We start from the raw sequence: 22189 nt of genomic DNA, 5'->3' as shown, positions 1-22189 counted from the left end.
TGTGCATTTATGGCTATTAGTAATAAAGCTATAGTTAATATTTTTTTCATAGTAATAGTTTAACATAACTTACAGTTAAAGTAAAGCTAAAATATTAAAGTTTGGCCTGCGGGTGTAATTTTGCGTTAAATCTTTAGTAGCTATAAAGGGATAGTTACACAATAACCAGCCCCTTGTTTAAAAGATAAAAAGTTTTTATAGTAGGGGTATGGATATTAAAGGCGCCATTTTAAATAAAAGCAATGCCATTTTGGTAGTTTTAGTACTATTTATAGTTGCTTGTATTGTTTACTTTTACTTGCAAGGACGTAACGATGTACTATCCGAAACCTTTTTGCGTGAGCAAGAGGCCGCTATCTTATTTGTTATTTATAACGATGACGAAATAATTGTAAGCTCGGCTTTACTCTACAATAGCAATACTAAACGCGGGGCTTTATTTGATATACCTGCCAATACCGGTATTATCTTTAGCGAGGTTGGCCGGGTAGATAGAATAGATTCGGTGTTTAATCCTCATAATCCTACGGCCTACTTAAATGCCGTAAGCCGTTTGCTGGGTTTAAGTACGCCTCCATTTTACTTTTTTTTAACCCTAGAAGAACTTAGCTTATGGGTAGATTTTATTGGCGGAGTAGAGTTATTTATTGGCACCCCTATCTTTGAAAGAACAACGAGCGGTATTATTAGTTTGCCCTCCGGCAGTGTTTTATTAGATGGCAATACGGCTAGGCAATTTTTAAGTATTCAAAATAATAGCGAAAGCAGTTCGGCTTGGACCGAACGCCGCCATCGTTTTATGCAGGCTTTTTTTAGCAAATTAAGCAGCCGTTCGTTATTTTTGGCTAACCGCCATACGATGCCCGTTTTAAAGGCCAACGTAACCACCAATATGAACGGCCGTGCCTTTGATGTACTGCTTAACGAAATAGCTTTTTTTGATACCAGCAGTTTATCTAGGCAAAATATACGCGGTAATACCCGTAACATAGAAAACCAGCCGCTTTTGTTTCCTTATAATAACGGGCTTTTAGTGCGCGAAACCGTAAACCAAGTAAGCGCTATGCTGCGCAGCACCCAAACGGTAGCTAACGAAGTATGGTCGCGCCGTATCGAAATACAAAACGGCACAACCCGTAACGGCCTTGCGGCCCAAGCCCGCCAACGTTTTGAAAGTATGGGCTTTTCGGTGCTAACCATAGGTAATGCCCCTACCAACGATGTTATTTATACCGTAGTGCTCGATTTATCGGGCAACCTTGATGCCGCTTACCGTATAGCCGAAACTATCGGGGCCAGCCGGGTTTACAGTATAGCCGATATTTATGACGATGAAGCAGAGCGCAGTAACAGTCTTGCCGATATACAGGTAATTTTAGGAAGGGATTTTGATGGACAATTTGTCAGACAAGTGGGTATCGAAGGTGATGGAATTAACTAAAGAATTAGCCGCTGCTTTACAGAGCGCAGGGGCCATAGATATTGTTGTTTTAAACGGCGAAAAAGTGATTGACTGGGCCGATTATCTTATAATTGCCACTTTTACCAGCGAGCGGCACGGCTTTAGCCTGTTAGATAGATGCAGCGATGTGTTAAAAGAGCGCCAATTAACCGGCCGTTTAAGCAGTGCCAATAAACAAACCGAAAATGGCTGGTTATTATTAGATGCCGGCAGTGTTGTAGTAAATTTACTTAGCGCCGAGCACCGTGCTTTTTATAACCTAGAAGAGTTATGGGCCGCCGCCGAGAAAGCCAGTTGGTCTGCGCTATAAAAACGGCTCAATATAAAAAAATAACAAAAGAAAAAAGAAATATAACCACGAACCCCGCTAAAAGCGCTTTGTGGTTATACCTGAAACGATATAAAATTTAAAAACTCTTCCATTAGTACAAAGGCACGTTTTTCTAGCTTATCTACGGTGTCATGAATGGTGTGCATAGTTTGCCAGCTTTTAGGCAAAAGCGGCCGCATAATATTTTGAAACTCGCTGTTAAGATAACCACGCTTAAGGCTATCCATCGCGCTTTGGCTGTTAAAAACTTTTTTCCAATCTTGATGAGCAACGGCGGCTTCTTGACTAGGCAGGGTAGAAAAAAAGACGGCGGGGTACCCATTAAGCAAAAAGCCTAAATCATCGCTAAAAAGGGCGTAAATCCAATCGGCCTTACGGCCCTGAAAGCTTTTAATCAGCTGGGCGCAAATAGCCAGCTCGTTAATGGCTTCGTGGTAAAATATCTCTTTAATGCGGCCTTCGCGCATAGCTTGCTCCAGCACTATCGATGACGCCCCGCCAAGCACCAAACAATCGCCGATACCGCACATATCAAAAACATAAAACTGGCAGTTGCTTATGCCATAATTTTTAAAAATAGTGGCCAGTTGGTAACTGCCTTGTTTAGAGAGCGGCCCATCGATAATTTCTTCGCCATCGGTAAATAAAATTTGCGTATTGCCATGCCGGCCGCCGGCCGCCAGCCGCCCGGCGTGGCACATTAACTGAAAGACGGCGGCGCTATTATCGTTGGCGGCGGGGGTAAAAGGTAATTTATCGTAGTGAGCTACTAAGGTTTTAACTTTTTTTTGCTGGTCATAAGGGCCGTTAAAACGTACCAATAAATGCCTTAGCCCTTGTGTTTCTATCTTTTTGCCCTCTATCCCGCACCGCTTTAACCATTGCCTAATATACTCAAAGCGGTTAGAGCTTTTAGTAAAGGCAGTTAGGTCGTGTTTAAGTTCGGGCGGTAAATCGTTCATGGGCTTTAATTATATAATACCATAAAGCTGGCCGGCCTGCACCACAGCTAACAATTATTTTAGATAATTACCCTAATTATAACCTTAAAGAAGGGAATCTTTGCCAAAAAGCTACCGGCGGCCCTTGACATTAGCGGCCGATAAATTGTAACTTAGTTATCGTTACGGCCGTTAGGCTGTAAATTATTAAAGGTAGCATAGCTATAAGGGGGTGATTAAATTGGCAAATATTCGTGTAAACGACGATGAACCTTTGGAGAAAGCCATTAAACGTTTTAAACGTATGGTAGAAAAAGAAGGTATTATCCGCGAGTGGAAAAGCCGCGAGTTTTATGAAAAACCCTCTGTAGAGAATAACCGTAAAAGAAAGGCTTTAATCCGTAAGCAAGCTAAAAAAAATAGACGAATTTTAAGTAACACTAAATATTAAGCTATTAAAGGCCGCTCCTAAAGCGGCCTTTTTTAATTTTTTATTAACTTCAATATCGTTGCCTTTAAAAAACTATATCATCAAAAACAATGGGGATTAGTTCTTTTAGTTCCGTTAAAAGCGGCCGGGTTAGCTCCAGCATTTGCGGGTGCACATCACTAGCCGTACGCAGCTTAAAAAAGTGCCGCCATTCGCGCAAATTTGTGGTTACCAAGAGCTCGGTTTTTAGGCCGGTAGGCAATACGGCACGGGCCTCTTGCGGGGTGGCTCCTTGTGCCAGCAATTTAAAATAGGCCTCTTCGGCACGCCGGCAACCGGCCAGCCATTCGTTGTAGTTAGCCGAATCTTTAGGCCAAAAACAGGGCTCTATCACCGTTATTTCGCTGCCAAATTTATCATTACTATAGTTACAGTAGCGGGTAGATTCTTGGGCAAAGCTGGCAATACGGTGGCGTACTATTTCGTGCGATACTCCTCTATCACAAATAAATTTAACGCTAAAGCCGGCATGCTCCAGCATAGCTTCGTGGCCCCTGTTAATTAACAGTTTAATAAATTTTATATAACTATCGGCGGTAATTTTATCTTCGCTCTTGTAACATAGACGCGCCGCTTGCTCTAGGCGTTTGGCTAAAGCTTCGCCATTTTCGGCCATAATTATGTGGTAATTTGCTTTAATTATTTGCATAATGGTTGTTAATTATTATCGGCCTGTTTAGGTTGACAAACAAGCCTTACTCTTGCTAGAATAGTTATTAAATTATTAATTAGCTTATACTAAAAGCTTTAGGAGAAAAATTAAGTGCTTTACCGCAATATAATTTTAGAAGATTTAAACGATAACTTTTTGGCCGAATTTAGCCGCCGGCAAGAGGTTAGCCAGCTTTATATTAAAGATGATGACTATAACTTAACTTTAGTAAACGAAACTTTAGTTAAAGACTGGGACAGCGATAAAAAGCTGGAAAAAATTGTTGATATGCGTAAAATTTTAGCGGCCGGCGGTTACCTGTTTGGGGCCTTTAACGAAAACGGCAAACTACTAGGCTTTGGGGTTTTAAAAAGCGAACGCTGCGGCAGCCGCAACCACTATATGAAGCTGGAACACCTTTACACCAATGCCAATGAGCGCGGCAAGGGTATAGGCAAAGAACTGTTTAAATTAATAGCCGACAAAGCTAGAGAGTGCGGGGCCGAAAAACTTTACATTAGCACCTACCCGGCCTTTGAAACGCAAGCTTACTACGAAAAACTAGGCTGCGTTTTAGCGCAGGAAATTTTTGAGCCGCGTGTCCCTATCGATATTGAGCGCGAATATATTTTAAAATAACTTTTCTAAATATAACTCCCCCGGTGTAACTGGGGGCATTAATAACCAGCATAATTATTAATTAATCCGTTCATTTTTGCCTTACATTTTTTTATAACGGCTTATCTGCCGGCTTTGCTCACTAATTTCTTCTATTAATTTAACATAACCACGATAACGGCTTTCATCTATTAAGCCGGCCGCGACAGCTGCTTTAATGCCGCAATCTTCTTCGTTAAGGTGCAAGCAGTTAGCATAGGCACAGTTAGTTATATGCGGGGTAAAATCGCGGTAGTAACCGGCCAGCTGCTCGGCCTCTGTGATGGGCGGGCTAAGGCTGCGTACGCCGGGTGTATCGATGAGGTAACCGCCGGCGGGCTGCTCTAAAAAGATGGCATAGTTGGTGGTATGGTTGCCACGTTTAAATTTTTTATTAAGCTCGGCTGTTTTTAAATTTATGCCCAGCAACCGGTTAAGCAAGCTGCTTTTACCTACCCCGCTGGCCCCCATTAAGGCCACCGTTTTATTATGGCATAACTCCTTAAGCTGCGGTAAACCTTGCCCATTAACGGTACTGGTTAAAATAACCTTGTAGCCCAATTTTTGGTATAAGTTAATATGGGCCAGCTCTTCGTCATTAATGGCTAAATCGGCTTTATTAATAACAATAACCGGCAGCACTTCGCCGGCTTCGGCACTTATAAGCAATCTATCCAAAAAGCGGCTATGTAAAGGCGGTTGGTTAATAGCTACCACGCATAAAACCAAATCGATATTGGCGCAAAGCGTTTGTATTTTAAGTAAGTTACCTTTGTTATTAAGCCTTTGCAGGCTATTTTTACGCTCCAGCCTTTGAGTAATTTGCTTGTTTTCATCAAGCGTAACTCTATCACCGCAGGCCAGTGGATTGTAATCCAGCTTATCTACATTAAGGGTTTTACCTTTAATGCTTGCCTCCAGCAAAGCGCCGTCGGCCATTTTCAAGGTAAACAGATTATTAATACCGTATATAACTAAAGCTTGCTGCATAGCTTACTTTAATATAGATAAGCCAAGAGGTCAAGAGCGTTTATAACCAGCCGGCTCACCCGCCGGGTTATCGGCCGTTTTTAATAAAGATAAATCGGGCAGCGTACCCATAATTATTGGTCCATCTATAACTCTCTCCTGCCGCTGTTTTTTGGGCAAAGCAGGGGTTTTAGCGGGTAGCGGTTCATCTTCTTCCTCGTCATCTTCTTCGGCCGCTAAGTAATCAAATAAAAACTTTAAAGCTTTGCCGTTGTAGTTATAGGCTTGGTCTAACAAAAGGTACGCCAGCATTAAATAACCATCTTGTTCCTCTAGCGGCGTTAAATGCGTAACCATAGCCTTTTTAAGGGCGATGTTAAAATTTTTAGACATTTCTTCGTCTTTTAAAAGGTAAGTTAAAAAGTGTTTAATACTTTTCCAATCGCCGCGTTCGGCTTTACATAACAAAATGTGGCTGGTTAAAAAGTAACCGTTTTTCTCTTGCCCTTGAGGAAAAATAGGATAACTGTTTAAAATTGCTTTAACTGCGTGGTTTAATTTGTTGGCCATAAATATAGCCCTCCTGTAAATAAAAATTAAAGATTTAATCATCTTTTTTACTTAAAGGCAGGCAAGCCTGCCCTCCGTAAGGTAAACTTTCGGAGGGGTAAAGACTCACTTTAGAAAAAAGTGAGAAAATTTTTACTTATTTATCCACACAACTTACAAGCCGTTAGCGGCCAATTAAACGCTGCTCGCTCTCATTTTTTTTAATTTTAAAAAAAGCTACTTCTTTTTCCAGCAAAGTGGCTTGCTCATTTAACATTTGAGCGCTGCTGCTAATTTCTTCGGCGGCGCTGGCATTATTAAAACGCTGCGTGTTTTTAACTTCATTATATATACCTCTTTTCATTAAATAGAGTTATTACTTAACAGACGATTATTAAAGTATTATAACATAATTTATCTTTTTGTTAAAGTCTATACACGCTAAAAAGGCTTTTAATTTAGTTTAGGAATGGGTATTTAGTAAGTAACAACCGTTTTTGTTAATGGTAACTATCAATATTGTTTAGTTCTTGTTCCAATTGATTTACTTTATCGATAAGCTGTTCGTATTTGTACGAATCTTTACGTATGCCTTTACGCTGACCCGTTATATAACGGCCGCCCAAGCCAACTAAGGTTAGTTTTGTGCTTTGCTCGTTATGTTTTAGGAGTAGGTGCATGGTAAATAACTCGGAATGATAATAGGCGCCAAAAGGCAGCCTAACTTCGTGCTCATCGCTTAAAAATTGCCAATGGCTTAAGTGCTGTTTATTAATAAAGATAGTTTTTTTTAGGCTATCGCTAACGGCCAAAGTTTCTTTACCTATTAAAATAAAAGTGGTGGTATAAAAATTAAAGAGTTTAGCCCCTGTAAAGCGGCCATCGTTTTGTAGCTGTTTAAATTTTAGTTTAATAAAAATTAAGCGGCCGGTTACTATAACTAAAACAATAAACCACACCAAAATAACACTAACGATAATAAAACCTGCTAAATTCATGGCTAAGAGTATAACATAAAAAGGCAGCTGCCGCAAAAGCTAGCTATAGCTTTGGGTAACTTTTTTACCTGTCATTTGATAAACTTTTTGTAAAATAGTGATGGTAACTTCCCAATATTCCTCCGGTATTTCATCGCCTACCTCTACCGTATCGTATAAAGCGCGGGCTAAAGGTTTGTTTTCGATAATAGGCACACGGTGTTCTTCGGCTATACGCCTAATATTTAAAGCAATACTATCAACCCCTTTAGCCGTTACACGCGGGGCATAAGAACCGGGAGTGTATTCTATGGCTATGGCAAAGTGCGTAGGGTTAGTAACCACCACATCGGCTTTAGGCACGTTCTGAATCATATTGGCGCTAAGCAGCTCTATCATACGCTGCCTAATACGGCTTTTAATATAGGGGTTACCAAGGTCTTCTTTCATTTCTTCTTTAACATCACGTTTAGTCATTTTTAAGTTTTCGGTGTATTGTCGCTTTTGAAAGAAAAAATCGATAATCGCTATTACCAACATAACCAGCGCGGCCATTGCCATTAACACAAAGGCCCGCTCGGCTATAAAAGCGGCGCTATCGGTAAGTAAGGTAAAAGGAGTAGCTACCAACCTATCTACACTAGAGCGTAAAACAAAAAAAGCAAAAAAAGCAATGAGTGCCGCTTTGGTTATCATTTTGCCTAAATTAAATAAAGCTTCTACCCCTACCACATTTTTTTTAAGGTAACGGCCAAAGTTGGGGATAATTTTTTTAAAATCGGGCTTTAAAGGTTTGGTACTAAAAAGTACGCCCACTTGCATAATGTTGCCGATAAAAGCGGCCACAAAGCTTATACCAAAAACAGGCATAGTTAGTAAAAAAAAGTAACGTAAAAATATCGCCCCCAGCTCTCTATCAAAAGTGGCGCTGGCCGTCGTTACCATACCGGCCCGGCTTATAACCAGCTGCATCATTTGAGCAAAGTTACGCACCAACCAGCCGGCCATAACGGCAATTATTATTAACGAAAAAATAAGTACTAAAACTCCGCCTAAATCTTGGCTTTTAGCCACCTTGCCTTCTTCGCGGCTCTTTTTAAGTTTGCGTTCGGTAGGGGCTTCGCTGCGGCCTTCATCTTCGGCAGCAAAAAACTGCAAAGGTATCCAACCGGCGCCACTCGTGGCTTTTAAGGAGCAAACATTACTTAGGTGTTTATTTGCAGTAATTAAATTTTTATTTTTTAAAAGTTCGTTATCTTTCATTAGGGTAACCGGGTTAATTAAAATATCGGCAAGCCTTTAGCTGGCTAAAGGTATACTGTTGTTAATTACTATTTTTTATGCTATAATTATTGAGAGGATAAGTACAATTAAGTGGCAAAAGTAATACCCGTAGCCAGCGGCAAGGGCGGCGTTGGTAAAAGTATAATAGCTTTAAGTTTAGCTTTAAGTTTAAGTTTAAAGGGCAAAACCGTTGTACTTGCCGATTTTGATTTAGGCGGCGCCAGCCAGCACTTATTATTGGGTATGGGGATAAAAGGTGATGAACAAGGTATTGGCCATTTGCTGCATGGCCATGAAAAAAAGCTGGAAAATTTAGTTACCCCTACCGCTTACAAGCGGCTGCATTTTATAGCCGGCGATGCCATGTTACCGGGCACCCATAACATAGCCCAAAGTTTTAAGGAACGGATAATTAAGGAATTACGGGGGTTAGTTGCCGATTATGTAATTATAGATTTAGGAGCCGGCTCTAGTTACACAGTGGTCGATTTTTTTTTGGCAAGCTACAGCGGTATTATTGTTGCTAACCCCGAAATAACCAGCATTATGGCCAGCTATAGTTTTATAAAAACAACGGTTTTTAGGGCGCTTTACCGCCTTTACCCGCCCAATGCGGAGGAGCGTGAAATAATTTTAAAATTTGTAAAAGAACGTATTGAAGGTTCGGAGCTATCGTTTGAGCATTTAATGGCCAAGCTTAAAGCCAAAAATAGTTTAGCCGCCGAAAAAGTAGCCGCCGAAATTAACAAATTAAAACCAAAGCTGGTTTTTAACATGAGCCGTACCGCCAAAGATACCGAGTGGGCTAACAAGTTAAGCTTAATTGTTAAAAAAAAGCTGGGCATTCAGCTGGAGCTAGTGGCCGCTTTACCTTACTCCGAGCGGGTAAGGCAAAGTGTAAGCGAACGTGTACCTATAGTAAGCAGCTACAGTAGCGATGTTTTTGTTACGGCCTTATCGCCTTTAATAGAAAAGATAAGCCTTGATAAAGAACGTTTTAATTACGAAGGGGCTTTACCTTTAGGCGGCGATGACGAAAAGCTGCTGTTAAAGCCAAGCGCCTATATATAAAGTAGAGATAACATAGCAAGGAAAGATAAATATAATGACAACAAAGTTAGAAGTAACATCATTACAGCAATTTAACCAGCTAAGCGAAGAAATTTTCTTAGAGTTAGCGGATAATTTACCTGTGCTTTTAACCGAGCTAAATGAAGATGCTTCGCCTTGGCTGGGCAAACGCACCGATATATTTGATGCCTTTATTGCTTCGCTTTATGGCTTATCCGAATTTATGAAGTTATCGCACGAAGAAGACATTAACCTTTTTGTGCGTACGCATGCCAACTTTGATTTAACTTTAAATACCAGCAGCGACGAAACTATTGCCAAATATGAAAAAACTTTAAATATTTTGCTTAGAAAAGCTGAGCGCGAATTTGTCGAGCTTTTTACCCTAACCGAAGTATTTTACGATACCGGCCACATGAGCTTTGAAGACAAAGCCCTCGAAGTAGTTAGGGCCCTGCAAGGCTTAGATAAACGTATGGCCGATACCGTAAAGCAAGCTAACGGCGTAAGCCGGCCCATTTTGCTGGCTATGGAAGAAATACAAAAGCAAGATATTATGCGGCAATCTATCGAGCAAGTAATTATGGTTATCGAAGAGTACCATAACGAAGAAGGGCTAGATGAAGAGCTAGAAAAAATAACTTTTAAAGTAGATTTACTAGAGCTGGCCCAAAATATTATTAACGAGGTAAAAAAGTTAGCCTCAACGGTTAAAGTTGCCTTTAACGAACGTATCGAACAAATTGCCGACATCTTAAAGCAAATGGAAGAACTAAGGTTTACCATTTACCAAAGCGATAAAGAAGGACAATTAGTAAGCTGTGATGTTAATGCTATATTAACCAATATTAAAGATATTTTGGCTAACCTTAACGAACCTTACTTGCGTTATTTTGCCAGAAAAACTAAAATTATTAAAGCGCACCGGGCTGTACTGCGTAAAGCGCAGCAATTTTTAAACAAAGCCGGCGATAACGAAGAAGAACTTAAGGCTATGAATATTATCGGCAAAGTAGTAGCTGCCGAAATGCAAACAGTGCACGATACCGCCAGCACCGCCATTAACGAGCACTACGACTTTATTAACACCCGCGACGATTTGGTAACTACCCTCGAGCTGCTGGCCTCGCTTTATACCGAAATGCTGGGTATCATTAAAAATGTGCCTTTGTATACTCATAAATTTTTAAATTATTTTACTACGGTTAAAGATAAAGTAACCCAAATAGATACAGCCATTAATTTTTTAACGGAGGCCGAACAGGCCATCGAAGTTGTTAAAGGGCCGCTAAAAGAAAGGCACGAGCAATTACTTAAAGAGGCTAATTTAACTAAATACGACCTTAAAAGCCAGCGCATAATTAAACTTACCGAACGTTTTACCATTTTATCTAATAAAAAGGTAGCCGGTGAAATTGTAGGGTTTGATGTAGAGCAGGGCATAGACGATAGTGAAATAATCCTTTTTTAAATGGAGTAAGTTATGTTACGACGATTTGATAGACAATTACAGCAAGAAGTAGTTACCATTCACCCCGGTGAATATTATACCACCGATAAAAACGAAGCTATTGCCACCATTTTAGGCAGTTGTATATCGGTAGCTTTGTACGACGAAAAACTTAAGAGCGGCGGCCTTAATCACTTTATGCTGGCCTCTACCAACACCGACAAAGAAGATATAGACGGCCACATTACCCGTTATGGTATGTTTGCTATGGAAATACTTATTAACGAACTGCTAAAGGCCGGCAGCAATAAAAAAGATTTAAAAGCCAAAGTTTTTGGCGGCGGCAGTGTGCTGGCCAGCGCCTACAGCGGCGGGGTAAATAAAATACCGCAAGACAATATTAATTTTGCCCTTAATTTTTTACAAACCGAACGTATCCCGGTATTAGCCAAAGATGTGGGCGGCGAATGGCCGCGTAAAGTTATCTTTTTCCCTGCTACCTCCAAAATACTTCTTAAACGCATTACTAAACAAGTGGAAGAAGTTGCCAAAGAAGAAAGCAAATACGTACAAACCGTACAGCAGCAAAAAGTTAAACAAGGTGATGTTATTTTGTTTTAAGGCCTTTAATTTACTGCTTGATAAAACTAAACCACCTAGCGTATTTGCTAGGTGGTAATTTTTTGCGGGTATTAATTTTTTATTTATTATGCGGTAGCGATTTAGTGCCATCGTTTTGTATTTTAAAAAACGAAAGCCGTTCTTTTAGGCTGGTGGCTTGGTCGCTTAACGATACGCTGCTGCTGGCCAGCTCTTCACTGCTGGCAGCATTGCCTTGTATTACCGCATCAAGCTGCTGCATAGCTTTTTCTATTTGCTCTATACCAATACTTTGCTGCCTGCTGGCCGATGATATTTCTTGTACTAAGCTGGCGGTTTCCTGAATTTTCGGCACAATTTCATCGATAAGCTGGCCGGCATTTTCGGCTACTTTTAAGCTGCCTGCCGAAAGCTGGCTAATTTCTTGGGCGCTTTGGGCGCTGCGTTCGGCAAGTTTGCGTACCTCGCCGGCTACTACGGCAAAGCCGCGCCCGGCATCGCCGGCACGAGCGGCTTCGATGGCGGCGTTAAGGGCTAGTAAATTGGTTTGACTGGCAATGTCTTCTATTATAGTAATTTTTTCGGCAATGCTCTTCATGGCCGCAACCGTTTGTTTAACGGCGGCGCTGCCACCTTCGGCATTTTTAGCTGCTTCGTTGGCAATATGCTCGGTTTTACCGGCATTATCGGTGTTTGAGTTAATAGTAGCGCTCATCTCTTCTAGGCTGGCCCCTATTTCTTCGGCGCTGGCAGCCTGCTCGCTACTTCCACTGGCTATGGTGTTACTACCATCACGTATCTCAGTGGCGGCATGCCTTACCTCATCGGCGTTATGGTAAACATCGGTTATCACATTGCTTAGGGTTTTACGCGTTTCTATTAAGGCATTGGTCATTTCGCCCAGCTCATCACTGCGGTTCATGGCCTTTCTAATATCTACCCTTATAGCAACATTTTCGTTGGGGTTGTAACTTAAATCGCCGTGCGAAACTTTATCTAATAAATATTTAGCTGCTAAAATAGGCTTTACTATGGTTGTCATTATAAACATTACTATACCCATTAATATTAAGCTAATAATTACACCTAAGCCAATTAACATATTACGGTTGGCAATTACCGGTATATTAATAATAGATAAAGGAATAACATAAGCCGCCGTCCATACTTCACCGGTAGAGGGGTGAAAACGCATAGGATAACCTACAAAAATGCTGAGTTGGTCATCATAACTATCTATAAACCTAAAGTTAAAAGGTCTTTGGCCAGACAAACCGCTCTCAATAATTTGCGCCTCGCCGGCAGTAAAACGTGTACGCGTCGTGGAAAGCCCTTCGGCAACAATACCGGTCATCACTTGGTAATCGCTGGTAATTAATACGGCATAAACACCATCTCTTCGGCCATGCATTTCTACAATATGCTCATTAAGTACCCCATACATCAAAGATACATCTAACAATACAGTAGCTACTGCCCGTGTGCGGTTGCTGCTGCTAACAGGTACGCTAATACCCACGACCGTAGTACCTCTAAACTGAAAGGGAGGAAAGACAGCGGCCCGGCCCGTCTCCATAACTTGCCGGATAAAGAGCTGGTTAGTATCAAATATTTCATTATTTAAATTAATTTGGTTACCGTTACCATCAAATAAGGCCGCTAACTGGCCAAGCGCATCGGCGCCGCTTCTTGCCGGGCTATCCTCAGGAATAAAGCTGCCCGGGCTAACTATCATCATATAACTAAAGGTACCGGCCATACGGGCGGCTAAATCACGTGTATAAGCTATTTTAATTGACATGGGGTCGGCCCCTAGAGCTTCGTAGTCGGCCACATTAGCCATATTTGCTATAGCTTCGCCAATAACGACATGGTTATCAGCCACACCGCCTACAAAATCGGCCACTCCTCTGGCTTCGGCTTCGGCTAGGTAAACCGACAAGTTGTAGACAGAGCGCCCTAAAAAAGAGCCTAGCACTACAAGGCCCACTCCAAAGACCAGCACCACAGAACCCGATATGATAAGCACAGCAAAAGTTCGTAACTTTTTAAATTTTAACATTATCTTACATAGCTCCTCTTGTTATTAAAGTAACAAAAACTTTTTTAATAAAAAGTTTTATGGTTTTACTTAGCAATATAATTTATATAATAAGGATATACAGTAAGGCTAGTATACTACATATTTAAAATAAAAACAACCATTTTATAGCTTAAATTTTAATAATTTAACCTAAAATGGTGGTGTGGTGTTATAATACTTTTACTTTAATATAAAAATATTATTTGTTTTACCGGCACTATTTATTGCGGATTGCTAAATAAAGTAGCCGTAATTTTTATTTTTTTTAAAAGCTATGCTATAATTTACTTAATAAAAAAGGAGTTACTATGCTTTTAATTAAAAATGCTAAAATTTTAACTATGGCTAAAGCTAATTACCAAAACGGCTTTATTGTATTAAATAACGGTAAAATTGATGAGCTTGGTGAAATGGAAAAACTCGATGTAACACGTTATGAGCACGAAGCCGCTGAGGTTATCGATGCCAAAGGCCAATATGTTTTACCGGGTTTTATCGATGCCCACACCCATTTAGGGATAGCCAATAGTAATTTACGGTGGGAAGGCGAAGATTACAACGAAGTTAGCGACCCGGTTACACCGCACCTACGCACTATAGACGGTATTTATGGTTTTGATGAAAGCTTTACCGATAGCCTAAGCGGCGGGGTTACGGCAGTAGCTATTTCGCCGGGCAGCGCTAACGTGATTGGCGGCCTTATTTGCGCCGTTAAAACCGGCGGCAGCCATAATATAGATAAATTAGTTATTAATAACAGCCTTGCTATGAAATGCGCTTTAGGCGAAAACCCTAAAAACGTTTACGGACAATGGCTTAAAAAAGCCCCTTACACACGTATGGCCAGCGCAGCTATCTTGCGGGAAAGTTTTTTTAAAGCCCGCGAATACCTCGAAAAAAAAGATAAAAGCCGTGAGGGGGTTACCGACGGCGATAAAAAGCCCGATTTTAATTTTAAATACGAAGCTTTAATCCCTGTGCTTAAGCGCGAAGTAGCTATGCACATTCATTGTCACCGGGCCGATGATATTTATACCGCCATTCGGGTGAGTAAAGAGTTTAACCTGCGCACGGTAATTATCCACGCTACCGAAAGCCATCTTTTAGCCGAAGACATTAAAGCCAGCGGCTACCCCATTATTGTTGGCCCTACCATGACTTTTAAAGTTAAGCCCGAAGTACAAAATAAAAGCTTTACCACTATTAAAAGCTTGCTGGATATAGGGGTTAAAGCCAGTATTACTACCGACCACCCGGTTATTCCGCTGCAACAACTAAATATTTGTGCCGCTTTATGTGTGCAAGCCGGTTTAAGCGAAGAAGAAGCCCTTAAAACTATTACCATTTATGGGGCCGAAATAATGGGCCTTGCCGACCGGATTGGCTCATTGGAAGTAGGCAAAGATGCCGACTTAGCCTTATGGAATAACCACCCCTTTAATGCCACAGCTAAAGTGCTGACCACCATTATTGATGGGAAAATAGTTTATAAAGAATAGGCAATAAGGAACAAGGAATAGAGGGGAATTTTTTTCTTGCTACCTATTCCTTGCTCCTTAATAAGTGCGTATTATGGCTGCCAGCTTACCTATAATATAACTATTAGTGGTGTAAATGGCTTTAATATTAATGTTCTCGGCTTGTAGTTTAATGCGGCTGCCTTCCATAAATACCTGCCTTAAGGTAACCGCATCATCTACTACGGCCAAAACAATATCGCCGTCTTCGGCCGATTCTTGCTCGCAAAAAAGGGCAATATCGTCTTTGTTAATCTGGGCATTAAGCATACTTTCATCGGGCACTTTAAAGGCAAAATAGTTGTTGCCGGCTTTTAGCCAATCGGCAGCAATAGGTAAATATTTTTCGTAATTTTTTTCATTAAATAACGGCAGCCCGCTGCTTACCGTAATGAGCAAAGGAATAAATTTAACCTCATCGCCATTAGTTATCTCTATAGCACGCGAGCGTTTAGAATCGCAGCTAATAACCCCCTTTTTTTCTAGGGCCTTAACATGGTCGTAAGCCCCTTTGGTAGAGATAGCAAAACGTTCGGCAATTTCGCGCATCGTTGGCGGGTAGCTTTGCTTTTTAATATAATCGCGGATAAAAGCCAGTACCTCTTTTTGACGGTTAGTAAGCTCTTTCATTTAACCTTTACTATACACTACAAATAACTTAAGGTATACAGGGTTAAAGGCAAAATGGGAATAAGATGTATCATTGGGGCGCTCCCGCCTAACATAACACCATTGATTTTTATACCAAAAATAGTTATAATATAGGGCAATGTACTACTGTCGCCGTTGCCGCTTATATTTTGAAGACGGGCAAAGTGTTTGCCCGCTTTGTGGGAATCCTTTACAAAACTTTGAACACGAGGTAAAACCTGTTTTTAATACGGGCCGGTTACCTCACGCCGAAGAGCAAGAGAGTTTTTGGATTGAACGCAAAAAGGTAGATTTTAAAGCCTTAAAAAAAAGATTGCTCAATATGCTTTTTGTAGGGGCTATCTTGAGTACCTTAGTTTTACTAGGCAGCGATTTAGCCACCTTTTTAACTACCGGCAACTTTGCTTTTAGTAACTACCGTATAATTGTTACTATTGTTTTTGCCGCCATTTTATTTATTATTTTGGCCAATGTTAAAGCTGTACCTTTTGTGCTGCTTGGCGTGGGCTGCGCTCTTTCGGGCTATTTAATCTTGCTGGATATAGCCAATTTTAAGTTAAGCTGGTCGATACATATAGGGCTGCCCATTATTTGGGCTATCGTTATGCCCATTTGGCTGCCGTTACTTATGTGGCGTTATGTACGTATAAGGGGGCTAAATATCATTGGGTTTTTTATGCTGGCTTTAGCGGCCTCGTTATTGCTTATAGATTTTTCGCTGCCTTTAGCGGTAGGCCGCATTTTTTCTAACTTAGGTATTTTTGCCGCTTCGCTGCCGGTAGCTATAGCTTTATTTTTATTTTATTTGCATTACATTTTGCGGCTTCACCTTAATTTTGACCATATCTTTAAGCTTAAACGCACCAATAACGAAAGGGAAATTTTATAGTGAAAACTTCGCCAAAAAACGGCAATAAAATAACCGCTGCCTCTAATCCCTTAATTTACCCGCTGGATAATATGGCCCTTATTTACCCGGCTATTATTACCCATAAGCAGCCTATGCTTTTTAGGCTTTCGGCCACTTTAAGCGAACGTATCAATGCCAGCCGTCTGCAAATGGCCCTCGAAAATATTTTACCGCGTTTTCCTATTATGCGTACTACCATTCAGCACGGCTTATTTTGGAGCTACCTTAAAGAGAACTTTGAACGCCCCCAGTTATGCAGCGATTTTATGATGAGCTTTAATTACAATGTTAATAAAAGCGGCAATTACCCTTTTAGGTTAAAGGCTTATAATTGCCGTATAGCTTTAGAAACCAGCCATTTGGTAACCGACGGCAAAGGGGCTATCGAATTTTTTCGGGCTATTTTGGCCGAATATTTTACGCAGCTGGGCAAAGAATTTAAGAATTACGGCGACATTATTAGGCCTACCACTCCCTTTAACACTGAAGAAATAGAAGACCTCTTTCAAAAAAAACTGGCCGATTATGGCTCGCAGCTGCCGGCGTTACGCAAGGGTTCGGCCTTTAGGGAGGTAGCCCCCAGCGAGCCGCCGCCTTTTTTAAAAGTTAAACAATTTACCTTGCCGCTTGATGAAGTCCTCGATGCCAGCCATCGTTATGGCGTTTCGCTCACCGAACTGCTGGTTACCCTTTACACCGCCGCTTATCAAGACCGTATGTTTTTACTGCCGCCTTCGGCGCGTTACCGTAAAGCTATCCGTATAACGACACCGGCTAATTTACGCAGCATTATGGCCAGCAACACCTTGCGTAATTTTATTGGTTTAGTAAATATGGAGATAGACCCACGTTTAGGTGTGTACTCTTTTAAAGAAATTTTAAACGATGTGCACCATAGCCTGCGCAAAGAGCTGGTAGCCAAACGTTTTTTACCGTTTATCTCGCGTAATATCCGCAGCGAACGCCACTTATTGGCGGCCGGTATCCCGTTGGCTTTAAAAAAGCCGGTCTTACGGCGGCTGCACCGCACCATTATGCAGCAAGAAACCAGCGTGCTTAGTAATTTAGGGCCTATTAACTTTCCGCCGGAGATGGCTGAACTTATTGAGAGCGTCGATTTTATCCCGGCTGCTAAACCTATTAATCGCCGCGATTGCGGGGTAATTAGTTATAAAAACCAGCTAACTATAAACTTTTGCCGCACCTGCGAAAACGATGAAGTAGAACGTTATTTTTATGACCATTTATGCGAGCAAGGGCTTATCCCTAAGGTAAGAGAATTTAGCAACACGGTAAATTAGTTTTTAATTAAAAAGTAAGAACTAAATGAATACAGCTGATTATATTAATGAAAGAGATGCTTTAAAATAGCTATCACCTTTAAATATTACTAGACAAAGGCTATTAACTAATGCTATAGTTAAAGTAATTTTGAATTAAACAGGATTAAATAAATGCAAGAAACCTTTGATAAATTACGCAAACTACAAACCGTACTTTTTGAAAAGTATACCATCGAAAAACGTTTAGTAGAGCTACCCAAACAGCTTAACCTAAAAAAAGAGCTATTAAGCCGCGTAGGTAAAATGCGTGATGAAAAGGCCGAAAGCGCCCAAGTTATAGAAAAAAAACTTACCGCTTTACGTATAGAGCTTAGCACTTTACAAGACGAAAAGGTAAAGTTTGAGCAGCAAATGGCTTCTATTAAAACCCAGCGCGAGTTTGAATTACTAGAAAAAGAAATTAACGATGCCGGCCTTAAAGAAGAAGAGCTGCGTAAAGAAAGCCATAAGCTTCAGCTGGAATTAAACGAAATACAAAAAAACTTAGAGGCCGATGAGCAGCTTATTACCGAAACAGAAACCCAGCAGCAAGAAGATACCCGGCGCATTAACGAAGAAAGCGGCCAAGAACAGCTTAGGTTAGCCGAGCTTAGTAAAGAAGAGCAAGTAATTGTACCTAGTTTAAGCAGCGATTTACTTTATAAATTTGAAACTATTGTGCGCAATAAAGCCGGTATTGGCATAGTGGCGGTAAAAAGCGGTGTTTGTCAGGGTTGTTATATGATGCTGCCGGCCCAATTTCTTAATAGCGTAAGAGTGGCCGATCAAATTTATTTTTGCCCTTATTGCAGCCGGGTTATTTACTTTGAAGAAGGCGGCGAAAACTTTGCCCATGTGTCGTTTGATGAAGATGATATGGCCGGTTTAGCCGACCTCATAGATGAAGAATATGTAGAGGAAGAAGAGCCTCCCATTTTAATAGATGACGATATGGCCGGCGACTACGAAGATAATTAAATAGTTTTAATCGATAAAAGCCCTCCTAACGGAGGGCTTATTTTTTAATTTGCACCAAAGCCTATAATTATTAAAAAAATATTTACAACTAACGGAATAGTTATTTTTTAATGCTATAAAATGCTTTACGGCCGGGATAAGTGGCAATGTCATCACCCCATAGGTTAAGCTCTTCTTCAATACGCAATAAGCGGTTGTATTTAGCTATTCTGTCGCTGCGGCTGATAGAGCCGGTTTTAATTTGGCCGGCTTCTAGGGCTACGGCAAGGTCGGCAATAAAGGTGTTTTCGGTTTCGCCGCTGCGGTGCGAAATAACGGCGGTGTAGTTGTGGCGTTTGGCCAAATCTACCGCCTCGATGGTTTCGGTTACGGTACCAATTTGGTTTACCTTAACTAAAATACCGTTAGCCGTTTTGGTATCGATACCTTTTTGTAAAATTTTACTGTTGGTTACAAACAGGTCATCGCCGACAATCTGAATTTGGTGGCCAAGCAAAGCGGTCATTTTTTGCCAGCCTTCCCAGTCGCCTTCACCAAGACCATCTTCAATCGAGATAATTGGGTATTTTTTAACCCAATCGGCCCAGTAAGCTACCATTTGGTCGCTGGTCAGTTCGTCTTTGGTGCTCTTTTTAAAGATGTAAAGCTTTTTGTCGGCATCGTAAAATTCGCTGGCGGCAGGGTCTAGGGCTAACATAAAATCGCCGTCCGGGCCTGCTTTGTAGCCGGCTTTTTCGATAGCGCGCAAAATAAACTCGGGGGCTTCTTCGTTGCTTTTAAAGTTAGGGGCAAAACCACCTTCATCGCCTACACCGGTGGCATAACCGTTATCGTGCAATAAGCCGCGTAGGGTATGAAAAACTTCGGCCATCATGCGCAGGCCTTCGCGGAAGTTAGGGGCGCCAACGGGCATAATCATAAACTCTTGAAAATCTATGCTGTTATCGGCGTGGGCCCCACCATTAATAACGTTAGCCATCGGCACCGGTAAAGTACTGGCGTGGGCATTGCCTAAGTAGCGGTAAAGCGGTAAACCTAAAAAGTTAGCGGCGGCATCGGCGGCGGCCATACTTACGCCTAAAATGGCGTTAGCGCCTAAATTACTTTTATTTTCGGTACCGTCAAGTTTAAGCATGGTGCGGTCTATGTCTACTTGCCTTAAGGCATCAAAACCTTCTAGTTCGCCGGCAATGGTTTCGTTGACATTATGCACGGCTTTTAATACGCCTTTACCTAAATAACGTTTTTTATCGCCATCGCGTAGTTCGATAGCCTCGCGTGAGCCGGTTGAGGCTCCGCTGGGTACGGCGGCGGTTCCTGTAGTACCATCTTCTAAATAAACCTCTACCTCGATGGTAGGGTTACCGCGCGAATCGAGTATTTCGCGAGCGTGTATGTGTTCTATTGCACTGCTCATAACAATCTCCTATTAATAAGATAATCGTTATTTTATCCTAAATAAGCAACTTTGACAAGGGTAACTTTACCAAAGGCTAATTCTTCACTTTAATTTTTTGGCAGGGTAAAATTGCTGCCTAGCTGCCATTGGTACTATAGATGGGTAGTTAATATTAGGTAACTATCCATCTATAGGCACTAAATATTTAACGCAAAATTACGCCCACAGGCCAAACTTTAATATTTTAGCTTTACTTTAACCCCAAGCTATGTTAAACTAAAACTATGAAAAAAATATTAACTATAGCTTTATTACTAATAGCCATAAACGCACAGGGGCAAGGCTTACCGGTAGCGGCTAACGCTACGCTGGCCAGTTTGTTCCCTGATGAAAATTTGAGAAGAGTGGTGGCGGAGCATTTAGGGCCTAATGCCGGTTTAGTGGGGCAGAGGTTGAGTGATGCACTAGCGGGGATTGAAGCGCTTAGTGCTGATGGTGGAGGCAAAGGTAGTAGTTATGGAGTTAGTAATGCAAAGGGCATTGAGTACTTAATTGGTTTAACTTGGCTTGAGCTTACTGGTGGCCAATTAACAACTATAAGCATAAGTAACCTTATTAATTTAACTCACCTTGATTTGAGTTTTAATTTGTTAACTACTATAGATATAAACAACCTTATCAATTTAACTGTTCTTAATGTAATATTTAATGACTTAACTGATATAGATATAAGTAATCTTACTAACTTAACTATTCTTAATCTAGTTGACAACCAGTTAACTAGATTAGATGTAAGTAATAATACTAAATTAACTTATCTTAATTTAGGACTTAATAATCCTTTGGTTGACTTAGATATAAGTAACCTTACTAATTTAACTTGGCTTAGTCTTGACCGTACTCATATATCTAGCTTAGATATTAGCTATAATATTAATTTAGAATGGTTGAGTGTGTCTCGTACCGGAATATCTCAGCTTGATATTAGAAATAACCCTCATTTGGCAGAAATTACTACTGGGCCATTGTTATCGGCACAGAATATTATAGGTTATCATCCAAGCAAAGGAATAAGGTTACGCGATGGCCATTAAATATAAGCCCTATCTTAACGATAGGGCTTATGAATTATCTTTTTAATTTACCCGCAAGCTTATGGCCGCCTCTATTAAACTAGTAGCTATGGCCTGACAAATTTCTTCAAATTTTCTATGGTAAATAATCACATCGGTACGGCTATTAACAAAGCACACCTCTATAAGAATAGGGTTTTCATTACAATCATTTAAAAAAGGTAAATCATTTCGAGGGACTATTACTCGTCTTGCTATTATAGTAGGGTCGTTGTACATAGTAGCGTACAAAGCATTAGTAATAGCTTGAGCTATTCTAGAAGTTTCGGTATCTCCTGTTCTATAAAGCACTTCTGGCCCTACTGGGGCGCGTATAACATTCTGTGTGCGCTCATTTACACTAGGTTCAGCTATTGAGTTATTAGTAACATCAAAAGAATTAAAATGTATGCTTACGTCAAGGCTGCGCTCAATACTATTATGCCAGTTAGTAATACGTGTATCATTAGCTGCTCTGCTACTACTAACTTCATCATGAAACTTATGTGCTATCACACCCTGCTCTTCCAATAGCTCATGCACTCTATCCACCACCTTAACATTTTCTAAGTATTCAAACATACCTGTAGCGCGATTCTCAGATCCCCAAAGCCTATGGCTATGCCCGCTGGAAATAGCTATACGTATGGGCGGCTGCGGCGGATTAGGTTGCTCAGGAATTTCATTACCTGTTGCAGGCCTATCACCACCGGGAGGATTACCTTCAGGAAAAGTTTCGTTACCGCTCATTAAAAAGCCGTTAAGTTTATCCTTTATTAACTTA

General features: G+C 40.9%; 23 protein-coding genes. 12 read left to right on the top strand and 11 right to left on the bottom strand.

What is annotated here, in order from left to right:
- Positions 1-208: 208 nt before the first annotated feature.
- Positions 209-1441: a LytR C-terminal domain-containing protein gene (locus FWE37_04175; GenBank protein ID MCL2520184.1), complete on the top strand. Its 1233-nt coding sequence runs from the start codon at positions 209-211 to the stop codon at positions 1439-1441.
- Positions 1392-1772, top strand: coding sequence for a ribosome silencing factor (gene rsfS / locus FWE37_04170; GenBank protein ID MCL2520183.1), 381 nt, complete (start codon positions 1392-1394; stop codon positions 1770-1772). The genes FWE37_04175 and rsfS overlap by 50 nt, the downstream gene beginning before the upstream one ends.
- A 74-nt stretch (positions 1773-1846) precedes the next feature.
- Here the strand turns inward: rsfS and FWE37_04165 are convergent, their stop codons facing one another.
- Positions 1847-2755, bottom strand: coding sequence for a M28 family metallopeptidase (locus FWE37_04165; GenBank protein MCL2520182.1), 909 nt, complete (start codon positions 2753-2755; stop codon positions 1847-1849).
- A gap of 220 nt (positions 2756-2975) precedes the next feature.
- On the opposite strand from FWE37_04165, the gene rpsU reads away from it, so the two are divergent.
- The gene (gene rpsU, locus FWE37_04160; GenBank protein ID MCL2520181.1) at positions 2976-3185 is read left to right on the top strand and encodes a 30S ribosomal protein S21; all 210 of its coding nucleotides are present in this window, start codon (positions 2976-2978) and stop codon (positions 3183-3185) included.
- A 64-nt stretch (positions 3186-3249) separates the two neighbouring features.
- On the opposite strand, the gene thyX is transcribed toward rpsU, so the two are convergent.
- Complete coding sequence (gene thyX / locus FWE37_04155; GenBank protein ID MCL2520180.1) at positions 3250-3840, bottom strand: FAD-dependent thymidylate synthase; 591 nt, start codon at positions 3838-3840, stop codon at positions 3250-3252.
- Between the two features lie 147 nt (positions 3841-3987).
- On the opposite strand from thyX, the gene FWE37_04150 reads away from it, so the two are divergent.
- Positions 3988-4515, top strand: a complete 528-nt coding sequence (locus tag FWE37_04150; protein ID MCL2520179.1) for a GNAT family N-acetyltransferase — start codon at positions 3988-3990, stop codon at positions 4513-4515.
- Between the two features lie 81 nt (positions 4516-4596).
- On the opposite strand, the gene rsgA is transcribed toward FWE37_04150, so the two are convergent.
- From rsgA to flhB, 5 genes are all read right to left on the bottom strand, one after another.
- The gene (rsgA, locus tag FWE37_04145) at positions 4597-5523 is read right to left on the bottom strand and encodes a ribosome small subunit-dependent GTPase A (protein MCL2520178.1); all 927 of its coding nucleotides are present in this window, start codon (positions 5521-5523) and stop codon (positions 4597-4599) included.
- 30 nt (positions 5524-5553) lie between these two features.
- A complete protein-coding gene (locus FWE37_04140; protein ID MCL2520177.1) occupies positions 5554-6072 on the bottom strand; it encodes a hypothetical protein in 519 nt (172 codons plus the stop codon).
- Positions 6073-6235: 163 nt separating this feature from the next.
- Positions 6236-6415: a hypothetical protein gene (locus FWE37_04135; protein MCL2520176.1), complete on the bottom strand. Its 180-nt coding sequence runs from the start codon at positions 6413-6415 to the stop codon at positions 6236-6238.
- A gap of 136 nt (positions 6416-6551) precedes the next feature.
- A complete protein-coding gene (locus tag FWE37_04130; GenBank protein ID MCL2520175.1) occupies positions 6552-7049 on the bottom strand; it encodes a hypothetical protein in 498 nt (165 codons plus the stop codon).
- A gap of 39 nt (positions 7050-7088) precedes the next feature.
- Positions 7089-8291 (bottom strand): flagellar biosynthesis protein FlhB, encoded by a 1203-nt coding sequence (gene flhB / locus FWE37_04125; GenBank protein MCL2520174.1) that lies wholly within the window; start codon positions 8289-8291, stop codon positions 7089-7091.
- A gap of 111 nt (positions 8292-8402) precedes the next feature.
- Between flhB and FWE37_04120 the strand changes: the two genes are divergently transcribed.
- Genes FWE37_04120 through FWE37_04110 form a run of 3 tightly spaced genes read left to right on the top strand, consistent with a single transcriptional unit; the run spans position 8403 to position 11454 of the window.
- Complete coding sequence (locus FWE37_04120) at positions 8403-9383, top strand: P-loop NTPase (protein MCL2520173.1); 981 nt, start codon at positions 8403-8405, stop codon at positions 9381-9383.
- A gap of 34 nt (positions 9384-9417) precedes the next feature.
- Positions 9418-10854, top strand: a complete 1437-nt coding sequence (locus FWE37_04115; GenBank protein MCL2520172.1) for a hypothetical protein — start codon at positions 9418-9420, stop codon at positions 10852-10854.
- A 12-nt stretch (positions 10855-10866) separates the two neighbouring features.
- Positions 10867-11454, top strand: a complete 588-nt coding sequence (locus tag FWE37_04110) for a chemotaxis protein CheD (protein MCL2520171.1) — start codon at positions 10867-10869, stop codon at positions 11452-11454.
- Positions 11455-11533: 79 nt separating this feature from the next.
- Here FWE37_04110 and FWE37_04105 read toward each other — a convergent pair whose 3' ends face one another.
- Positions 11534-13495 carry a methyl-accepting chemotaxis protein gene (locus FWE37_04105; protein ID MCL2520170.1) on the bottom strand — a complete coding sequence of 654 codons (1962 nt, stop codon included), beginning with the start codon at positions 13493-13495 and terminating at the stop codon, positions 11534-11536.
- Between the two features lie 329 nt (positions 13496-13824).
- Between FWE37_04105 and FWE37_04100 the strand changes: the two genes are divergently transcribed.
- Positions 13825-15015, top strand: a complete 1191-nt coding sequence (locus FWE37_04100; protein ID MCL2520169.1) for an amidohydrolase — start codon at positions 13825-13827, stop codon at positions 15013-15015.
- A gap of 57 nt (positions 15016-15072) precedes the next feature.
- Here FWE37_04100 and lexA read toward each other — a convergent pair whose 3' ends face one another.
- Complete coding sequence (gene lexA / locus FWE37_04095; GenBank protein MCL2520168.1) at positions 15073-15663, bottom strand: transcriptional repressor LexA; 591 nt, start codon at positions 15661-15663, stop codon at positions 15073-15075.
- Between the two features lie 139 nt (positions 15664-15802).
- Between lexA and FWE37_04090 the strand changes: the two genes are divergently transcribed.
- From FWE37_04090 to FWE37_04080, 3 genes are all read left to right on the top strand, one after another.
- On the top strand, positions 15803-16573 hold the full coding sequence (locus FWE37_04090) for a hypothetical protein (protein MCL2520167.1): 771 nt from the start codon (positions 15803-15805) through the stop codon (positions 16571-16573).
- A complete protein-coding gene (locus FWE37_04085) occupies positions 16573-17895 on the top strand; it encodes a hypothetical protein (protein ID MCL2520166.1) in 1323 nt (440 codons plus the stop codon). The genes FWE37_04090 and FWE37_04085 overlap by 1 nt, the downstream gene beginning before the upstream one ends.
- A gap of 153 nt (positions 17896-18048) precedes the next feature.
- Complete coding sequence (locus tag FWE37_04080) at positions 18049-18894, top strand: C4-type zinc ribbon domain-containing protein (protein MCL2520165.1); 846 nt, start codon at positions 18049-18051, stop codon at positions 18892-18894.
- Between the two features lie 100 nt (positions 18895-18994).
- Here the strand turns inward: FWE37_04080 and eno are convergent, their stop codons facing one another.
- Positions 18995-20311, bottom strand: coding sequence for a phosphopyruvate hydratase (eno, locus tag FWE37_04075; GenBank protein MCL2520164.1), 1317 nt, complete (start codon positions 20309-20311; stop codon positions 18995-18997).
- Positions 20312-20577: 266 nt separating this feature from the next.
- Between eno and FWE37_04070 the strand changes: the two genes are divergently transcribed.
- Positions 20578-21387, top strand: coding sequence for a hypothetical protein (locus FWE37_04070; protein ID MCL2520163.1), 810 nt, complete (start codon positions 20578-20580; stop codon positions 21385-21387).
- A 42-nt stretch (positions 21388-21429) separates the two neighbouring features.
- On the opposite strand, the gene FWE37_04065 is transcribed toward FWE37_04070, so the two are convergent.
- A partial coding sequence (locus tag FWE37_04065) for an N-acetylmuramoyl-L-alanine amidase (GenBank protein MCL2520162.1) occupies positions 21430-22189 on the bottom strand: 760 nt, incomplete at its 5' end.

It is taken from the genome of Spirochaetaceae bacterium, from assembly GCA_009784515.1.
Lineage (GTDB): Bacteria > Spirochaetota > Spirochaetia > WRBN01 > WRBN01 > WRBN01.
Note: the sequence above shows the minus strand (reverse complement) of the source record. Positions and strands in the feature narration are given on the sequence as shown.